Origin of the sequence: Streptomyces sp. NPDC050315 (assembly GCF_040655775.1) — a bacterium.
Lineage (GTDB): Bacteria > Actinomycetota > Actinomycetes > Streptomycetales > Streptomycetaceae > Streptomyces.
Window position 1 is genome coordinate 271,971 of record NZ_JBFAKN010000004.1, and the last position, 17,089, is coordinate 289,059.

Below are 17,089 nucleotides of genomic sequence, written 5' to 3' on the forward strand. Positions count from 1 at the left end.
GCGCGCGCGATCCGTCCTGGTACGGGCCGCTATTCCGCTTCCGTACGGGCCGGTCCGCGGCCGCGCGGTTACCCCAGGTCCTGTGCGTAGAACGGCCGGACCCGCTCCCGCATCCAGTCCACGACGGGGTCCTGCGCGATGTCCAGCATGACCAGCTGGACCGGCCACGGCACCGGTACGGCGCCGAGGGCCCGGCCCAGGGCGGCGAGCGCGCCGTCCCGCTGCGCCTGGTCCTGGAGTGCCGCCGCCGGGTCGGCGACCTGCACACCGACGAAGAGCGTGGGCGCGTCGCCCTCGATGTTCGCGAGGCAGCGACGGGCGGTCGTGACGTACGGGACGCCGGAGAACTCCAGCCCCGCCGCGGCGAGGAAGTCCACCGGCTCGTCCTGCCAGTCCGGCTCGTACAGCCGCACCCGGCCACCGGAGGGCAGGCCGTCGCGCGGCATGTCACCGCGGCACAGCTCGGCCACGGCGGGCGGCGGCAGCGGTACGCCGACGGTGCCGTCCGGATTCACCGCGATGCCGATCTTCGGCGGCAGGCCGCGGGCGAACTCACGGGCGGGCGCGACCGTGCACGGCATGTGTGCCCCGACGACCCGCAGGAACTCCTGCTCGGAGCTGAAGACGGGGACGTACGCCATGCCGTCGGGCAGCTCCACCGTGGGCAGGTCCAGGCCGGGCCGGCCGAAGCCGGCGCTGTCGGGGCCGCCGCCCTTGGGCAGCGGCACCCATATCCGGCTGCGGCCGAGCACCTCGACGATCCGGGCGCCGGCGCCGGGGTGACCGACCGACGCCGCGAGCACCTCCTCCAGCTCATTGGCCGGCCAGGCCAACTGCGGAATGCCTTCTTCGGAAATGCCCTGCCCAGGGATGCTCTGCTCCGGAATGTCCATGGTCACCACCCGCTTCGTGCCGCGCTGCCTGATCGAAAACCCTAGCGTCCGACCGGCCGGTTCTTCTCGGGCGTATCTCACATGCGGCACGGAAGCGCGGTCCCGTCAGCCGGACAGCGCGGCCCCGTCAGCCGAACGTCGTCCGCTCCAGCGCGTCCGCCGCCCGCCGGTCCAGCAGCACCGACGCCGTGAAGCCCTTCGGCAGCCGCGCCGTCCGGGCCCTGGCCAGCAGTCGCCGGACCGCGCGCCGGTGCCGCCCGAAGGCGTAACCGGACACCCCGCGGCCCCTGGCCCGCTGCCCGGAGAGCGCCACCGCAGGCGGCACGTCGAGCAGGACGAGATGCAGCTCACGGCCCTCCCGCCGGGCGGTGCGCGCGATCCAGCGGCGTACCCAGGCGAGCGTGCCGCAGTCGTGCACGACCACGCTGCCGCCGGAGCGCAGCGCCTGCCGCAGGCCGTGGTAGTGCGCGGCCCGGACCAGCGGGCGGATCAGGCCGTACGGCAGCCAACCGAGCCGGCCCGCCTCCCAGCGCTCCCGTACGTCCTGGGAATCGATGCGGTGCACGGGCGCACCGGCCCGGTCCAGCGCGGGCACCACGCGGTGCATCAGCGTGCTCTTGCCGCTGCCGGGCAGGCCCGAGACGACCACCAGGCCGCCCGCGGGAAAGTCCAGCTGCCGCACGGCCGCCTCACCTTCCATGCCGCGCAGATCCATCAGGGGCGCGCCGCGGCCGGGACGCACCACCGCCTTGGGCACGCGGGCACGGCGCGGCACCGCGCCGGGCGCGACCCCCGCCGTCGTCGCGCATACGGCTTGCCTCTGCACCGTGATCGCCCTCCCCGTTGGTTCACTGGGTCTCCCCCATACCCGCAGAGTGTCAAGAAAAGGTAATGAGCTTCAAGCGCGGGGCAGGTCGTGCGAGGGACACCGGGTGTGCGGGCCGGGACTCCTCTATCGGGCGCTGCCGTGCAATGATGTGCGCGCCACCGTGCATCCGTGAGCGCACACCGGCACTCAACTGCATACCGGCCGCTTGAATCCGCGCGGGAGAGTTCCCGCCAGGCCACGGCGGGGCGCCGAAGGAGCAAGTACTCCCTTGAATCTCTCAGGCCCCTGTACTGCGCGGACGAGGCAGATCTGAAAAGCGGGCCGCCCGGGTGCGGCCCCACCCAAGGTGCAAGCCGAAGCCCGATCGGGGCTGTCGGTGAACCTCTCAGGTTCCGATGACAGATGGGGAGACGTCCGATACGTCCCTGTCGTCCATCCCCGGGAGCCCGCTGCCATGAGTGAACCCCGTCGCACTGCGCTCGATGCCACGCATCGCGCGCTCGGCGCGACCATGACCGACTTCGCCGGCTGGGACATGCCGCTGCGCTACGGCAGCGAGCGCGACGAGCACGTCGCCGTCCGCACCCGCGCCGGCCTCTTCGACCTCTCCCACATGGGCGAGATCACCGTCACCGGGCCCCAGGCGGCCGACCTCCTCGACTACGCGCTGGTCGGCAACATCGGCTCGGTGAAGCCGGGCCGCGCCCGGTACACGATGATCTGCCAGGAGGACGGCGGGATCCTGGACGACCTGATCGTCTACCGGCTGGCCGACCAGGAGTACATGGTCGTGGCCAACGCCTCCAACGCGCAGACCGTGCTGGACGCGCTCATCGCCCGGCAGGCCGGCTTCGACGCCGCCGTACGGGACGACCGCGACGCGTACGCGCTGCTCGCGGTCCAGGGCCCGGAGTCGGCGGGCATCGTGAAGTCGCTCACGGACGCCTACCTGGACGGCCTCAAGTACTACGCGGGCCTGCCCGGCACCGTCGCGGGCGTCTCCGCGCTGATCGCCCGGACCGGCTACACCGGCGAGGACGGCTTCGAGCTGTTCGTCCGGCCCGCCGACGCGGTCGCGCTCTGGGAGGCGCTGACCGAGGCCGGCAAGGACGCGGGCCTGGTCCCCTGCGGCCTGTCCTGCCGCGACACGCTGCGCCTGGAGGCGGGCATGCCGCTGTACGGGAACGAGCTGTCCACCTCCCTGACGCCGTTCGACGCGGGCCTGGGCCGGGTCGTGAAGTTCGAGAAGCCCGGGAACGAGGGCCGCTTCGTGGGCCGGGACGCGCTGGCCGCGGCCGCCGAGCGCGCCGAGCAGAACCCGCCGCGCAAGCTGGTCGGGCTGATCGCCGAGGGCCGCCGCGTGCCGCGCGCGGGCTACCCGGTCGTGGACGCCGAGGGCACCGCCATCGGTACCGTCACCTCCGGTGCCCCCTCCCCCACCCTCGGCAAGCCGGTCGCGATGGCGTACGTGGACGCGGCGCACGCCGAGCCGGGTACGAAGGGCGTCGCCGTGGACATCCGCGGCAAGCACGAGCCGTACGAGGTCGTCGCGCTGCCCTTCTACAAGCGGGAGAAGTAGCCGCCCGGCGTGGCGCAACCCGCCACGGCCCGTCCGTACGGACGGTAGAAGTTCCCTACGGACGACAGAAGTGACGCGTTCGCGTCTCACCTGTCAAGACCCTCTGCACGATCATTCCCGCGCATCCAGGAGAATCGAACCATGAGCAACCCCCAGCAGCTCCGGTACAGCAAGGAGCACGAGTGGCTGTCGGCCGCCGAGGACGGCGTCTCGACGGTCGGCATCACCGAGCACGCGGCCAACGCGCTCGGCGATGTCGTCTTCGCCCAGCTCCCCGAGGTCGGCGACACCGTCACCGCGGGCGAGTCCTGCGGCGAGCTGGAGTCGACCAAGTCCGTCAGCGATCTCTACTCCCCGGTCGACGGTGAGGTCACCGAGATCAACGAGGACGTCGTGGCCGACCCGTCGCTGGTGAATTCCGCCCCCTTCGAGGGCGGCTGGCTGTTCAAGGTGAAGCTGAGCGGCGAGCCGGAGGACCTGCTCTCCGCCGACGAGTACACCGCTTTCACCGCCGGCTGACCTACGCCCGCCCGCCGTGCCGAGGGGCCCGCAAGCCCCTCGGAGGCTCCCACCCAGGAAGACTCATGTCGCTTCTGAACAGCTCCCTCCATGAGCTCGACCCCGACGTCGCCGCCGCTGTCGACGCCGAACTCCACCGTCAGCAGTCCACCCTCGAAATGATCGCGTCGGAGAACTTCGCTCCGGTCGCCGTCATGGAGGCGCAGGGCTCGGTCCTCACCAACAAGTACGCCGAGGGCTACCCCGGCCGCCGCTACTACGGCGGCTGCGAGCACGTCGACGTCACCGAGCAGATCGCGATCGACCGGGTCAAGGAGCTGTTCGGCGCCGAGTACGCCAACGTGCAGCCGCACTCGGGCGCCTCCGCGAACCAGGCGGCGCTGTTCGCCATGGCCAAGCCGGGCGACACCATCCTCGGCCTGGACCTGGCGCACGGCGGGCACCTCACGCACGGTATGCGCCTGAACTTCTCCGGCAAGCAGTTCAACGTGGTGCCCTACCACGTCGACGGCAACGGCCTGGTCGACATGGCCGAGGTCGAGCAGCTCGCCAAGGAGCACCGCCCCAAGGTGATCATCGCGGGCTGGTCGGCGTACCCGCGCCAGCTGGACTTCGCCGCCTTCCGGCGCATCGCCGACGAGGTCGGCGCGTACCTGTGGGTCGACATGGCGCACTTCGCCGGCCTGGTCGCCGCGGGTCTGCACCCGAACCCGGTCGAGCACGCCGACATCGTGACCTCCACCACGCACAAGACGCTCGGCGGTCCGCGCGGCGGCATCATCCTGGCCAAGAAGGACTTCGCGAAGAAGCTGAACTCCTCGGTCTTCCCGGGCTTCCAGGGCGGCCCCCTGGAGCACGTGATCGCGGCCAAGGCGGTCTCCTTCAAGGTCGCCGCGTCGGAGGACTTCAAGGAACGCCAGCAGCGCACCGTCGAGGGCGCCCAGCTCCTCGCCGAGCGCCTGACCTCCCCCGACGCGCGCGCGGCGGGCGTGAACGTGCTCTCCGGCGGCACCGACGTGCACCTGGTCCTGGTCGACCTGCGCGACAGCGAGCTGGACGGTCAGCAGGCCGAGGACCGCCTCCACGAGGTCGGCATCACGGTCAACCGCAACGCCGTCCCGAACGACCCGCGGCCCCCGATGGTCACCTCGGGCCTGCGGATCGGCACCCCGGCGCTGGCCACCCGCGGCTTCACGACCGAGGACTTCCGCGAGGTCGCCGACATCATCGCGCTGGCGCTGATGCCGGAGTACGACGCGGCCGCCCTCAAGGCCCGCGTCACCGCGCTGGCCGACAAGCACCCGCTGTACCCGGAGCTGGGCAAGTAAGTCACCTGGCCGTCGTACGGGCTTCACGGGCCCGGGGCATCCTGTCCCCGGGCCCGTGGCGTGTGCGCCCTCATGCGCCGTGCCGTGTGCGCCATGTGCGCCTCACCACAGGACGTCCGGTGACCGCCCCGTATGCCCCCTTGGTCGCGTTACGCTCGGCAGTCGGCGCAGAAACGTCCCGCCTACGCCGTTCACGGCCTGCTCCCGCGGAGCGTGCCCGGCACGCAACCCGCCCCCTCGCCCACCCTGAGCAGACAAAGGAGTCCGCCACCGTGGCCATCTCCGTCTTCGATCTTTTCTCCATCGGCATCGGCCCGTCCTCCTCCCATACGGTCGGCCCGATGCGCGCGGCACGGATGTTCGTGGGCCGCCTCAAGAAGGACGGCCTCCTCGCGCAGACCACGTCCGTACGGGCCGAGCTCTTCGGCTCGCTCGGCGCCACCGGCCACGGCCACGGCACCCCCAAGGCCGTCCTGCTGGGCCTGGAGGGCCACTCGCCGCGCACCGTCGACGTCGAGAAGGCCGACGACATGGTGGAGCGCATCCGCACCACCAAGCGGCTGCGGCTGCTGAACGCCGAAATAGGCGACGCGCACGAGATCGACTTCGACGAGTCGACCGAGCTGATCCTGCACCGCCGCCGCTCGCTGCCGTACCACGCCAACGGCATGACCCTCTTCGCGTACGACGAGCACGGCGCCCCGCTGCTGGAGAAGACGTACTACTCGGTGGGCGGCGGCTTCGTCGTCGACGAGGACGCGGTCGGCGCCGACCGCATCGTGCTCGACGACACCGTGCTGAAGTACCCCTTCCGCACCGGCGACGAGCTGCTGCGGCTCGCCCAGGAGACCGGCCTGTCGATCTCCGCGCTGATGCTGGAGAACGAGAAGGCGTGGCGCACGGAGGAGGAGATCCGCGCCGGGCTGCTGGAGATCTGGCACGTCATGCAGGCCTGCGTGAGCCGCGGCATGTCCCGTGAGGGCATCCTGCCGGGCGGCCTGAAGGTGCGCCGCCGGGCGGCGAACGCGGCCCGCGCGCTGCGCTCCGAGGGCGACCCGCAGGCCCACGCGATGGAGTGGGTCACCCTCTACGCGATGGCCGTCAACGAGGAGAACGCGGCCGGCGGCCGGGTCGTGACCGCGCCCACCAACGGCGCGGCCGGCATCATCCCCGCCGTCCTGCACTACTACATGAACTTCGTGCCCGGCGCCGACGAGGAGGGCGTGGTCCGCTTCCTGCTGGCCGCGGGCGCCATCGGCATGCTCTTCAAGGAGAACGCCTCCATCTCCGGCGCCGAGGTCGGCTGCCAGGGTGAGGTCGGCTCGGCCTGCTCGATGGCGGCGGGCGGCCTGGCGGAGGTGCTGGGCGGCTCCCCGGAGCAGGTGGAGAACGCCGCGGAGATCGGCATGGAGCACAACCTCGGCCTGACCTGCGACCCGGTCGGCGGCCTGGTCCAGATCCCGTGCATCGAGCGCAACGGCATGGCCTCGGCGAAGGCCGTCACCGCGGCCCGCATGGCCCTGCGCGGCGACGGCCGCCACCACGTCTCCCTCGACAAGGTCATCAAGACCATGAAGGACACCGGCGCCGACATGTCCGTGAAGTACAAGGAGACCGCGCGCGGCGGCCTGGCGGTGAACATCATCGAGTGCTGACGGGCCAAACCCGTACGTGATCCAGATCACGGAATACCCCCGGAGGTTGGGGGCAGGCGCCGGTTCGTGATTCTCGTGATGCTGATCGCTCTGGCAACGCTGGGCCTGCTGGTGGCGCGCTACGCGCCCCGCCCCCCGGCCTGACCTCTTTACCCCGCGACGGGTCCGAACCTCCCCCGGTTCGGGCCCGTTGTCGTTTTTCCCTTGCGCCCCGGAGCCATACCCCGTATCCGTATGACTCACGGGGAACTCCCGTACGCCGCACGGCGTTTGGTTGTCGACGGCGCTTTTCACACAGCGTGCACAGCCGTCGTGCACGGGGGACGTCGAGGGGAGCGACGAAGCACGGTCGGAGGGCAACTCCACCTTTGAGACCTTGCGTCAGCGGGCATGTCCAGGATGGACCGCAGTGACGCTTGGTAATCGCACGGTTGCGGGAGGATTGCAATGCTGCACGGCGTCGATGTCAGCTCGTACCAGCCCACGTACTCCACCAAGGGCCTGGACTTCGTCTTCATCAAGGCGACCGAGGGCCGTTCCTACATCAATCCGCACCAGAGCTCCCAGGCGTCGCGGGCCCGCGAGGCGGGGTGCGTGGTCGGCTTCTATCACTTCCTGTGGCCGGGGAACATCGCGGCGCAGGCCCGGTACTTCGTCGACAAGTGCGCGTCCAGACTCGGCGACGTGCTGATAGTCGACTGGGAGCGCACCAGCGCCGGGACGTACGCGAGCAACGCGCAGAAGGACCAGTTCATCCGCGAGGTGAAGGCCCTGCGGCCGCACCGCCACAAGGTGCTGCTGTACTGCAACCGCGACTTCTGGCTCAACCACGACACCACGTCCTACGCCGGCGACGGCCTGTGGATAGCGGACTATGTCTCCGCGGGCCGCCCGCGGATCAAGGCCAAGTGGCGCTTCCACCAGTACACCGACACCCCGCTCGACAAGAACGTCGGCCAGTTCTCCAGCAAGGCCGCTCTCAAGGCGTGGGCGAACGAAGAATAGAGTTTCCTCGTACGTACGCGCCTGTGTGCCGGTGCCGCCCGTCTCTCCGCGGCCCCCGGCGGCACAGCGAGACCACGAGGAGCCACCGTGACCGACCCGGCGTCCATGAGCCTGCAGCAGGAGATCGCCCGGGATCTCCAGGTGTCCGCGTCCTTCGACGCGCACGAGGAGATCGAGCGCCGGGTGGCCTTCCTCACCGAGCGGCTGACCTCCACGGGGCTGCGCTCCCTGGTGCTCGGCATCAGCGGCGGCGTGGACTCCACCACCGCGGGCCGGCTCTGCCAGCTCGCGGTGGAGCGGGCGCGGGAGGCGGGGCACGACGCGACGTTCTACGCGATGCGGCTGCCCTACGGCGTCCAGGCCGACGAGCACGACGCGCAGCTCGCGCTGTCGTTCATCAAGGCCGACCAGCTGCTCACGGTGGACGTGAAGCCGGCCAGTGACGCCGCGCTGGCGGCCGTCCTCGCGGGCGGGGCGACCTTCCGCGACGCCCACCACCAGGACTTCGTGCAGGGCAACATCAAGGCCCGGCAGCGCATGATCGCGCAGTACGCGGTGGCCGGCGCGCAGGAGGGCCTGGTCGTGGGCACGGACCATGCCGCCGAGGCGGTCTCCGGCTTCTTCACCAAGTTCGGTGACGGCGCCGCCGACCTGGTGCCGCTGACCGGGCTGACCAAGCGCCGGGTGCGCGCGGTGGCCGAGGCCCTCGGCGCCCCCGCCGAGCTGGTCTGGAAGACCCCGACCGCCGACCTGGAGACGCTGGACCCGGGCAAGGCGGACGAGGACGCGCTCGGCGTCACGTACGACAACATCGACGACTTCCTGGAGGGCAAGCCGGTCAGCGAGCAGACGTACGAGACGATCGTGCGCCGCTACCGCCTCACGGCCCACAAGCGGGAACTGCCGATCGCGCCCTGAGATGTCATGCCCCCGCAAGGGGGTCTTCCGCCGCGCGACGGTGAATCGTGGGCATTGACGGGCATGGATCGGCGCATGGGATGCCACCAAGTGCGATCGGAAGATCAACTGTCAGTGGGTGCGCCTACGCTCCGAGACATGAGTTACGCAGACCTGCGCGAACTCCAGACCGCGCTCACCCACGCCGCCGACCTCGCCTCGGGCCTGCAGACGGCCCCCAGCCGGCAGGACGCCGACCAGCTCGTCGACGTCCTGCGGCGCGCCCTGACCGCCGCCGGATCGCTCTCCGAAACCGGCACGACCGGCTGCGCCGCGCATCCGCACGGCGCGGTGGACCCGCTGTACGGCGACCCCGAGGACCCGCTGCCGCCGGGGTACGGCAAGTGCCTGCTGTGCAACGACCGCCGACGCCGAGCGGATGCCCGGCCGCACGCGCCACTGCGCCGCACCGCCTGACGCCCCGGCGCCCCCGCGCGTCTCAGCCCCGCATCCCCAGGTCGTACAGGAGCTGATACCGGCCGGGGGCGACGGGCAGGAAGGCGTGCAGCCCCGCCTGGAGGAAGACGGCCACCGCGCTCACCGCGATGACCACTCCGGCGAGGAAGAGCACGGCCTGCCCCGCCGCGCGGGGCAGCCCCTGCGTGGGGATCCGCCGCGCCGTGGTCAGATGCGAGGTGACCAGCACGGCGCCGATCGCGAGCACGGACGCCTGGAAGAACAGCCACGCCCAGACGCCGGCCGGCAGCCCCTGGACCACGCCGCCGTACGCCCCGGCGCCGTACACCGCGCCGCCGTCGGCCCCGCCGCCGTGCGCCCGGCCGTCGAGCAGCAAGTACGGCAGCGCCTGCCACCCCGCCGCCAGCGATCCGGCCGTACAGCCGACGAGCGCGAGGCCCCACCCCATGAGGTAGTCCCGGCGCGGCACCGCGCCGCGCAGCCCCTGCCGGACGATGTGCGCGGCACCCAGCAGCGTCAGCACCATGAACATCCGCTGCACGACGCAGAGCGGGCACGGCGCTTCACCATGGACGAACTGCAGATACAGCCCGGCGCAGAGGGCACCGGTCCAGCCGGTCACGAAAAGACAGGCGAACCAGTACTGCGCGCGGGCGATGATGCCCGGCGGCCCGGGATCGAGTGCGGGAATCGCCGGCGTACTCATCGGCGTCGTCAGCCGCCCGGTCAGCAGTGCACTCATGACAAAGAAAACTCCGGTCCAGTCGTTTCCGGTCCGCCGGCGGGAAAGGGCCGACGGGGCGCGGTGCGGTTCACCGCGCGAGACCGAGCGCGAGAATTTCCGGCACGTGATGCGCCATCAGCCACACGACGGCGGCGAACATCGCCGACCACACCGCGACCACCACCACCCGGCTCCGCTGGCCCACGATGCACAGCAGCGTGGCAAAGAGACCGGCGAAGAGGAGGGCGTCCATGGCTCGGCAACGTAGTGGGCGGCCGGTGCCATACCGCGTACGCCACGGAAGGTCACCGGCCACCGCCCCGGATATGAGCCGTATGGCCCTACGCATCCCCCATGGGTGGGATCAGTCCTTCGTCTTCTTTTCCGGACGCAGCGCGATCCGGCCGAGCACCGCGGCGGCCACGAGCGCGGCCCCCGCGATGAGTACGGAATCCGGCACGGCGGCGCCGATGCCGGACACCCATTCCTCCAGCCGGAATTCCGATTCGGTATCCAGAATTCCGGGCAGCGCGCTCGTGCCGTTGAATGCCAGGAAAAGAATTCCGATGCCGATGAAGAACAGCCCGGAGATCAGCGAAGTGGTGTGCAGGCGCAGCCGCCCGACGGCGAATTCCCGGCCGCGCAGCCAGCCGCGCCGCCCCAATTGGAACCGGTCCCAGAGCAGGGCCAGGACGAACAGCGGCAGGGCCATCCCCAGCGCGTACACCGCGAGCATCGACGCGCCGTACACGGGCGACCCGCTGACCGCCGTGACCGTCAGCACGGCGCCCAGGATCGGCCCGGCGCAGAAGCCCGCGAGGCCGTAGACGCAGCCCAGGAGGAAGGTCGAGACGGCCGAGCGGGGGGTGATCCGGGCCGCGGCGGACTGCGCGCGGCGGGACGCGAAGCCCAGCCCGAGGATCTGCAGCACGCCCATCGCGATCACCACCCAGCCGCCGACGGCGATGAGCACATCGCGGTGGCCGTTGAAGAGCCGGCTCGCGGCGGTGCTGGCGGCGCCCAGCGGCACCAGCGTGACCGCAAGGCCCAGGTAGAAGACGCCGGTACGGGCCAGCAGCCGGCCGGGGGTGCCGAGCGAGTACGCGAAGAAGGCCGGCAGCAGCAGTGCGCTGCACGGGCTGACCAGGGCGAGGACGCCGCCCAGGAAGGCGGCGAGGTAGCCGATGTCGGTCACTTGCCGCCCCCGTCCTTGCCTGCTCCGTCCTTGCCCGCTCCGCTCTTGCCCGCCCGGTCAGCGGCCTCGTCGATGGCCTGGGTGAAGGTGGCGGTGGGCTGGGCGCCGGCGATCGGCGCGCCGTTGACCAGGAACGACGGCGTGGACTGCACGCCGAGCCGGTAACCCTCCTGCTGGTCCCGGTCCAGCGCCTTCTTCGCGGCGTCGCTCTTCAAGTCGCGTCGGAAGCGGTCGATGTCCTGGACGCCACTGTCGCGCGCCAGCTCGACGAGCTTGTCCTCGGCGAGGTCGGGGCCCTTGCGGCTCTTGGCGTACAGCGCGTCGTGCAGCTCCCAGAACTTGCCCTGCTGCCCGGCGGCCCAGGACGCGCGGGCCGCCCGCTCGGAGTCCTCGCCGTAGATGGTGAAGTTGCGGAACTCGATGCGCAGGACGCCCTTGTCCACGTACTTCTCGATCAGTTCGGGCTGGGTCTCGCGGGTGAAGCGGCCGCAGAAGCCGCACTGGTAGTCGGCGTACTCGACGAGTACGACCGGCGCGTCGGCGCGGCCGACGGCCAGCGCGTCGCCCTTCTCCCGGCGCGAGGTCTGCTCGGCGAGGTCGTCGTACATCTTCTGGCGGCCGTCGGGGTCCTGGGTCTCGACCGAGGCGGCGGGTCCGGGCTCGGCGGCCTTGTTGCTGCCACTGTCCTCGACGGCCGTGCCGACGGCGACGCCGAGGGCGACGAGGCCGACGATGAGGGCGAGGATCGCGCCGACGGCCGCGAGGCGGCGGCCCGGTGAAGCGGTTGCGGACATGGGTGTGCTCCTGACGTACGGATGCGGATACGGGGATCGCGGCGGGGCGCGCGACGTCCGGTCCGGCGGACGGACCGGTACGCGCGGTGGCGCTATATCCGCAGTACGGGCAGGAGGGCGCAGGGATCGGTGGCGGGCGCCGGGCCGGTGGGCGGCCGGGCGAGCGCGCAGCTCGCGGGGTCGTGGGAGAAGTACGGGACCGGGGTGGCCGCGGGCGCCGCGAGCGGCTCGCCGCGGTGCGTCGCGGGCGCGGGCGCGCTCTCACCCTGCCCGGGCACGTCGTGCGGCGCGCACTTCTTGGGGGCGGAGGCGGCGAAGGGAGCGGGTGCCACGTCGGAGACGGGCATCGGCGCGGCTTCGGAGACGGGCGCCGCGGCGGCTTCGGAGACCGGTACCGCTACGGGCACGGCTTCGGACGCCGGCCGGGCTTCGGAGACCGGTACCGCGGCGGACGCGGCGGACGTGGCGGACGCGGCGGCGGCCGGCATCGCGGCCGGTCCGCCGGACGTACCGCACAGCAGCGGTGCGAAGACCACCGTCAGGAGGAGGAGCAGCGTCCATGCCGCAGAGCGGTGCGCACGTCCCGTCGCTCCCATGCGGCCGCTCCCTCCCCGGTGTCCGGTGCCGCCCACGGGCGAGCGGCTCGGCGCCCATCCTACGGACCGCCCGGGCCCGAGTTTGGCGGCGGCCCGTCCCGCCTGCGATAGTCGGGGCAACGACCCCCCATTGACCCGGGCCAGGTCGTACTCGCGCCGTGGGCACACCCCTTCCGCCCTTCGGCGCGCGACTACTGGGGCCCGTTCCGCGACCACGCGGAAGGGCCCCAGTCACGTTTTACGCGCGGTCCGTCACCCGCATCTCGAACCATGTCGTCTTGCCGCGCGGCAGCAGGTCCACGCCCCAGCGGTCGGAGAGCTTGTCCACGAGGAAGAGCCCGCGGCCGCTCACGTCCAGCTCATGGACCGGCATCAGACAGGGCAGCCCGCGGGACGGGTCGCGTACCTCGATACGGATCCAGCCGCGGCGGCGCAGCATGCGCAGGCCGAACATGCGGGCGCCCGTGTGCCGGACGGCGTTGCCGACCAGCTCCGAGACGAGCAGCACGGCGTGCTCGGCGAGCTGGGGCGTCAGCGACCACTGCTTCAGCAGTACGGACTGCGTCAATCTCCGGGCGGTGGCGGCGGATTCGGGGCGCGAGGGCAGCCGTACCTCTTCGTGGGCGGGGTCGCCGATGAGATCGAGCGTCCGGGACGCTCCGTCACCCCGAGCGGCTGCCGTCACCCTGGCCCTCTCCCCCTCCGCGTCCTGGGCGGGCAGCACCCAGCGCGCGGCAGCCGTGCCGGTCCCCGGCCGCGGCTGCTCCGTACCTTCGAGGCCCGCCATGCCACCATCATGGACGCAACCGGCACGGTACGGGGGCGGAACCGCTGGAATCGGTCGCCCGGAATCCGCGGTTCCCACACCCCCTGCCGACATATGCCAAGGGCAGTCAACACCCCCGCACAGCCCGCCTGACCTGCACGGCGATCCGCCCGCAGGCGCTCGTCGGGGCCGATGGGGGAGAATTTCTCAAGCCTTCCTTGAGCCGCACCTCATTCGCCCGCAAGGAGCACGGACCATGCGTGCGCGACCCCTTCCGCACCACCAACACCGCTCGCGTCAGCGGAACTTGGCCTTGCCGGGGCCCTCCTCGACGAAGCTCCGCATGCCCGTCGCGCGGTCCTCGGTGGCGAACAGGCCTGCGAACCAGTTCCGTTCGATCGTCAGTCCGGTGTCGATGTCGGTCTCCAGACCGGCGTCCACCGACTCCTTCGCGGCGCGCAGTGCCATCGCCGGGCCCACCGCGAGCCGGGCTGCCCAGGCATGCGCCTGCGCGTACACCTCTTCGGCGGGAACCACCCGGTCCACCAGCCCGAGGGCGAGCGCCTCGTCGGCCTTCACCTGGCGGCCGGTGAAGATCAGGTCCTTGGCCTTGGACGGGCCGATGAGGCGCGCGAGGCGCTGGGTGCCGCCCGCGCCCGGGATCAGGCCGAGCAGGATCTCGGGCTGGCCGAGCTTGGCGTTCTCCGCGGCGATGCGGAAGTCGGCGCAGAGCGCGAGCTCGCAGCCGCCGCCGAGCGCGTACCCGGTGACCGCGGCCACCACGGGCTTGGGGATGCGGGCGACGGCGGTGAAGGAGTCCTGCAGCGCCTTGGACCGCTCGACCATCGCCGCGTGGTCCATGACCTGCATTTCCTTGATGTCCGCGCCGGCCGCGAACACCTTCTCGCCGCCCCAGATGACCACCGCGCGGACGTCGTCGCGGCGGGTGGCCTCCTCGGCCAGCTCGCGCAGCCGGTCCTGGGTGGCGGTGTCCAGCGCGTTCATGGGCGGACGGTCCAGGCGGACGGTGCCGACGCCGTCGGCCACCTCGAAGTTCACAGTCATGAGGGCAGGTTAATAGCCGTTCACGGGAACGGCGCCGGTGCACTTGGTCACAGTGCCGGAGGTGTTGGTCAGGGCGCCCGAAGCGTTTCGAACGCGGCGCCCCGCCTACTTGCGCAGCCCCTGGGGTCCCCCACCGGGGGGATACCCAGGGGCAGGTACCACTAGTCCCCCGCCTTCCACTGCTCCCACGGCATGTTCCACACGTTCAGGCCGTTCTCCGGCTGGATGGTGCGGTCGTGGGAGTTCTTGACGACGACCAGGTCGCCGATCAGGGAGTTCTGGTAGAACCACCCGGCGGGCGTCGACGTGCTGCCGCCGCGGTAGTCGAAGAGGCCGACGCAGCCGTGGCTGGCGTTGCGGCTGCCGAACGTCCACTGCCCCGACCAGTAGTTGCCGTGGATGAACGTGCCGGAGTCGCTGAGCCGCATCGCGTGCGGTACGTCGGGGATGTCGTACTCCCCGCCGAAGCCCACGGTCTCGCCGTTCATCCGCGTCACCGGGTGCTTCTCGCTGATCACCATCTTGCCGTTGTACGTCTCGGTGCCCGGCGCGCCCGCGGTGATCGGCAGCGTCTTGATCTTCTTGCCGTCGCGGACCACGGTCATCCGGTGCGACGCCGCGTCCACCGTGCTGATCTGGCTGCGGCCGATGGTGAAGGTGACCTTCTTGGTCTGCGTCCCGTACACCCCGGGGCGGCCCTCGACGCCGTTGAGGTTCAGGCTGAGAGTGACCTTGGTGCCCGGCTTCCAGTACTTCTCCGGGCGGAACTCCAGGCGGTCATTGCCGAACCAGCGGCCCTCGATGGGCACCGACGGTTTCGCCGTCACCTTGACCGCGTCCTCGACCGCCTTCGGGTTCGTGATGCCGCGCGTGAAGCGCACGTCGACCGGCATCCCGACGCCGACCGTCTGCCCGTTCTCCGGTACGTAGCGCCCCATGAAGGTGTTCTTCGGTTCCAGGGTGGTGAAGTCGGCGTGCTCGGCGGCCTCGCGGCCCTCGGAGTCCTTCGCCACCGCGTCGACGCTGTACTCCGTCGCCGTGCTCAGATGCCGTACCGGCTTCCATACGCTGCCGCCCTCGGACAGCTTGCCCTCGACGGTGTTGCCCTTGCGGTCCTTGACCGTCACGGACTTCAGCGTGCCCTTGTCCACCGTCACCTTCAGGACGCCACTCGTACGGACGTCCTCGGCGCCGTCCTTGACGGAGATCTTCACCGCCGCCTGTGACGCGGCGTTCTTGTCCGCGTCCTTGTCCTCCCCGCCGCCGCACGCGGCCACCAGTACCATCAGCGCCCCGAGGACCGGAGCGAGCAGGACCCTTCCCCCCTGCCGCCGCCGAAACCGCCCTCGCGGCGCCCCCCATATCGGCTGCACGTCCAAGACTTGGCCTCTTTTCCCCTCGCACGGCCCGCATCCGCGGCGCGCGGCACGGGCCACGCGCGCGCCTGTCGCCAGATAACCACACCGGGGACGAGGGCGGACTCCCCGGACATGTCACCGTTTCGTCCCAAGTGGTAGTGGTGGTACGGAACGTGCGCGAGGGACCGCGCGGGCGGTCAAGTCGGCCGGATAACGGTGCGGCCGGCGCCCGCGCGGCCCCCGGGGTCAGCGGACGGCGGAGCCCCGCAGCCACTCCTCCCACGGCATGTTCCAGCCACCGAGGCCGTTGTCCGGCGCCACCGTCGCGTCGCGCGAGCGGATCACCTCGACGACGTCGCCGATCAGCGAGTTGCGGTAGAACCAGCCCGCCGGGGTGTCCGGGCTGCCGCCCTGCTCGTCCCGCAGCCCGACGCACCCGTGGCTGGTGTTGGCGCCGCCGAACGTCCCCCGCGGCGCCCAGTAGTTCCCGTGCAGGAACGTCCCCGACGTGGTCAGGCGCAGCGCGTGCGGCACATCGGGGATGTCGTACTCGCCACCGAAGCCGACCGTTCCGCCGTCCATCCGGGTCATCGGATGCCGTTCCAGGATCACCATCCGGCCGTTGTACGTCGGGTTGTCCTGGTCGCCCGCGGTGACCGGCAGGGTCGCCAGCGGCTGCCCGGCGCGTCGTACGGTCATGGTGTGCGCGGTGGCGTCAACCACGCTGGTCTGATCCCGGCCGATCCGGAAACGGACGGTCTTGTGCTGGATCCCGTACACCCCGGGCGCCGCACGCACGTCCCGCAGCCGCAGCGCCATCGTCACCTCCGTGCCCGGCCGCCAGCGCTCCCGGGGCCGGAAGTCCAGCCGGCGCGCGCCGAACCAGTGGGGCGCGACGCGCACGGCGGGGCGCGCGGTGACGGAGACGGCCCGCTCGACGGCGGCGCGGTCGCGCACCGGGCGGTTGAAGTCGAAGGAGACGATCATTCCGGTGCCGACGGTGGAGCGGTGCTCGGGCCGGAAGAAGCCGACGACGCGGTGCCGGGGCACGTAGGTGGTGAAGGAGGTGTGCCGGGCGGTGCGCCGCCCCTGCCCGTCCAGCGCCACGGCTTCGACGTCGTACCGGGAGGCGAGCGCGAGCGGGGCGCCCGACGAGCGCCAGCCGAGCCCGTCGGGGGAGAGCCGGCCGGGCACCGGGGCGCTGCCGGTGTCCCCCGCCCGGGTGACCTCGACCCGTTCCAGCCGCCCGTCCGGTACCCGTACCTCGATGCGGTGGCCCGCGCGCACGCCGCGCGCGCCGTCGTCCGGCACCACCCGTACGGCCTCGTGCGCGGGGCGCGGCGCGTCGGAGGTCCACCCGCCGGGGCCCTGGCAGGCGGAGAGCAGGACGGCGCCGGTGAGCAGCGGTA

At 71.6% G+C, this 17,089-nt stretch carries 18 protein-coding genes and 1 riboswitch; of the genes, 7 read left to right on the plus strand and 11 right to left on the minus strand.

Going from position 1 to position 17,089, the window contains the following annotated elements:
• Positions 1 to 68: 68 nt before the first annotated feature.
• Both AB0I82_RS16505 and AB0I82_RS16510 read right to left on the minus strand, forming a co-directional pair.
• Positions 69 to 893 carry an enhanced serine sensitivity protein SseB gene (locus tag AB0I82_RS16505; RefSeq protein WP_363258393.1) on the minus strand — a complete coding sequence of 275 codons (825 nt, stop codon included), beginning with the start codon at positions 891 to 893 and terminating at the stop codon, positions 69 to 71.
• A gap of 127 nt (positions 894 to 1,020) precedes the next feature.
• Positions 1,021 to 1,608 carry an AAA family ATPase gene (locus AB0I82_RS16510; protein WP_363258394.1) on the minus strand — a complete coding sequence of 196 codons (588 nt, stop codon included), beginning with the start codon at positions 1,606 to 1,608 and terminating at the stop codon, positions 1,021 to 1,023.
• A 320-nt stretch (positions 1,609 to 1,928) separates the two neighbouring features.
• Positions 1,929 to 2,025, plus strand: a riboswitch (glycine riboswitch).
• A 151-nt stretch (positions 2,026 to 2,176) separates the two neighbouring features.
• Between AB0I82_RS16510 and gcvT the strand changes: the two genes are divergently transcribed.
• The 7 genes from gcvT (at position 2,177) to AB0I82_RS16545 (ending at position 9,182) form a co-directional block, all read left to right on the plus strand.
• A complete protein-coding gene (gene gcvT, locus AB0I82_RS16515) occupies positions 2,177 to 3,301 on the plus strand; it encodes a glycine cleavage system aminomethyltransferase GcvT (RefSeq protein WP_363257945.1) in 1,125 nt (374 codons plus the stop codon).
• 141 nt (positions 3,302 to 3,442) lie between these two features.
• On the plus strand, positions 3,443 to 3,820 hold the full coding sequence (gene gcvH / locus AB0I82_RS16520; protein ID WP_363257946.1) for a glycine cleavage system protein GcvH: 378 nt from the start codon (positions 3,443 to 3,445) through the stop codon (positions 3,818 to 3,820).
• Positions 3,821 to 3,885: 65 nt separating this feature from the next.
• Positions 3,886 to 5,148, plus strand: coding sequence for a serine hydroxymethyltransferase (gene glyA / locus AB0I82_RS16525; protein WP_363257947.1), 1,263 nt, complete (start codon positions 3,886 to 3,888; stop codon positions 5,146 to 5,148).
• A 272-nt stretch (positions 5,149 to 5,420) separates the two neighbouring features.
• Positions 5,421 to 6,803 carry an L-serine ammonia-lyase gene (locus AB0I82_RS16530; protein WP_363257949.1) on the plus strand — a complete coding sequence of 461 codons (1,383 nt, stop codon included), beginning with the start codon at positions 5,421 to 5,423 and terminating at the stop codon, positions 6,801 to 6,803.
• 447 nt (positions 6,804 to 7,250) lie between these two features.
• Positions 7,251 to 7,808: a GH25 family lysozyme gene (locus tag AB0I82_RS16535; protein WP_363257950.1), complete on the plus strand. Its 558-nt coding sequence runs from the start codon at positions 7,251 to 7,253 to the stop codon at positions 7,806 to 7,808.
• Between the two features lie 87 nt (positions 7,809 to 7,895).
• The gene (gene nadE / locus AB0I82_RS16540) at positions 7,896 to 8,726 is read left to right on the plus strand and encodes an ammonia-dependent NAD(+) synthetase (protein ID WP_363257951.1); all 831 of its coding nucleotides are present in this window, start codon (positions 7,896 to 7,898) and stop codon (positions 8,724 to 8,726) included.
• A 138-nt stretch (positions 8,727 to 8,864) separates the two neighbouring features.
• Entirely contained in the window at positions 8,865 to 9,182 is a 318-nt protein-coding gene (locus AB0I82_RS16545; RefSeq protein WP_363257953.1) for a hypothetical protein, read from the plus strand.
• Positions 9,183 to 9,204: 22 nt separating this feature from the next.
• On the opposite strand, the gene AB0I82_RS16550 is transcribed toward AB0I82_RS16545, so the two are convergent.
• The 9 genes from AB0I82_RS16550 to AB0I82_RS16590 all read right to left on the minus strand — a co-directional run bounded on the left by AB0I82_RS16550 (position 9,205) and on the right by AB0I82_RS16590 (position 17,066).
• Entirely contained in the window at positions 9,205 to 9,924 is a 720-nt protein-coding gene (locus AB0I82_RS16550) for a disulfide bond formation protein B (RefSeq protein WP_363257954.1), read from the minus strand.
• A 70-nt stretch (positions 9,925 to 9,994) separates the two neighbouring features.
• Positions 9,995 to 10,159 carry a DUF5993 family protein gene (locus AB0I82_RS16555; RefSeq protein ID WP_363257955.1) on the minus strand — a complete coding sequence of 55 codons (165 nt, stop codon included), beginning with the start codon at positions 10,157 to 10,159 and terminating at the stop codon, positions 9,995 to 9,997.
• A 111-nt stretch (positions 10,160 to 10,270) separates the two neighbouring features.
• Positions 10,271 to 11,101 (minus strand): cytochrome c biogenesis CcdA family protein, encoded by an 831-nt coding sequence (locus AB0I82_RS16560; protein WP_363257956.1) that lies wholly within the window; start codon positions 11,099 to 11,101, stop codon positions 10,271 to 10,273.
• Positions 11,098 to 11,895, minus strand: a complete 798-nt coding sequence (locus AB0I82_RS16565; RefSeq protein ID WP_363257957.1) for a thioredoxin domain-containing protein — start codon at positions 11,893 to 11,895, stop codon at positions 11,098 to 11,100. Before AB0I82_RS16565 ends, AB0I82_RS16560 begins: the two co-directional genes overlap by 4 nt.
• A gap of 92 nt (positions 11,896 to 11,987) precedes the next feature.
• Positions 11,988 to 12,491: a hypothetical protein gene (locus tag AB0I82_RS16570; RefSeq protein WP_363257958.1), complete on the minus strand. Its 504-nt coding sequence runs from the start codon at positions 12,489 to 12,491 to the stop codon at positions 11,988 to 11,990.
• 238 nt (positions 12,492 to 12,729) lie between these two features.
• Positions 12,730 to 13,278, minus strand: a complete 549-nt coding sequence (locus AB0I82_RS16575; protein ID WP_363257960.1) for an ATP-binding protein — start codon at positions 13,276 to 13,278, stop codon at positions 12,730 to 12,732.
• Positions 13,279 to 13,554: 276 nt separating this feature from the next.
• Positions 13,555 to 14,322, minus strand: coding sequence for an enoyl-CoA hydratase-related protein (locus tag AB0I82_RS16580; protein WP_363257961.1), 768 nt, complete (start codon positions 14,320 to 14,322; stop codon positions 13,555 to 13,557).
• A 161-nt stretch (positions 14,323 to 14,483) separates the two neighbouring features.
• The gene (locus AB0I82_RS16585) at positions 14,484 to 15,701 is read right to left on the minus strand and encodes an Ig-like domain-containing protein (RefSeq protein ID WP_363257962.1); all 1,218 of its coding nucleotides are present in this window, start codon (positions 15,699 to 15,701) and stop codon (positions 14,484 to 14,486) included.
• 225 nt (positions 15,702 to 15,926) lie between these two features.
• Positions 15,927 to 17,066, minus strand: coding sequence for an Ig-like domain-containing protein (locus AB0I82_RS16590; RefSeq protein WP_363258395.1), 1,140 nt, complete (start codon positions 17,064 to 17,066; stop codon positions 15,927 to 15,929).
• Between the last annotated feature and the right edge of the window lie 23 nt (positions 17,067 to 17,089).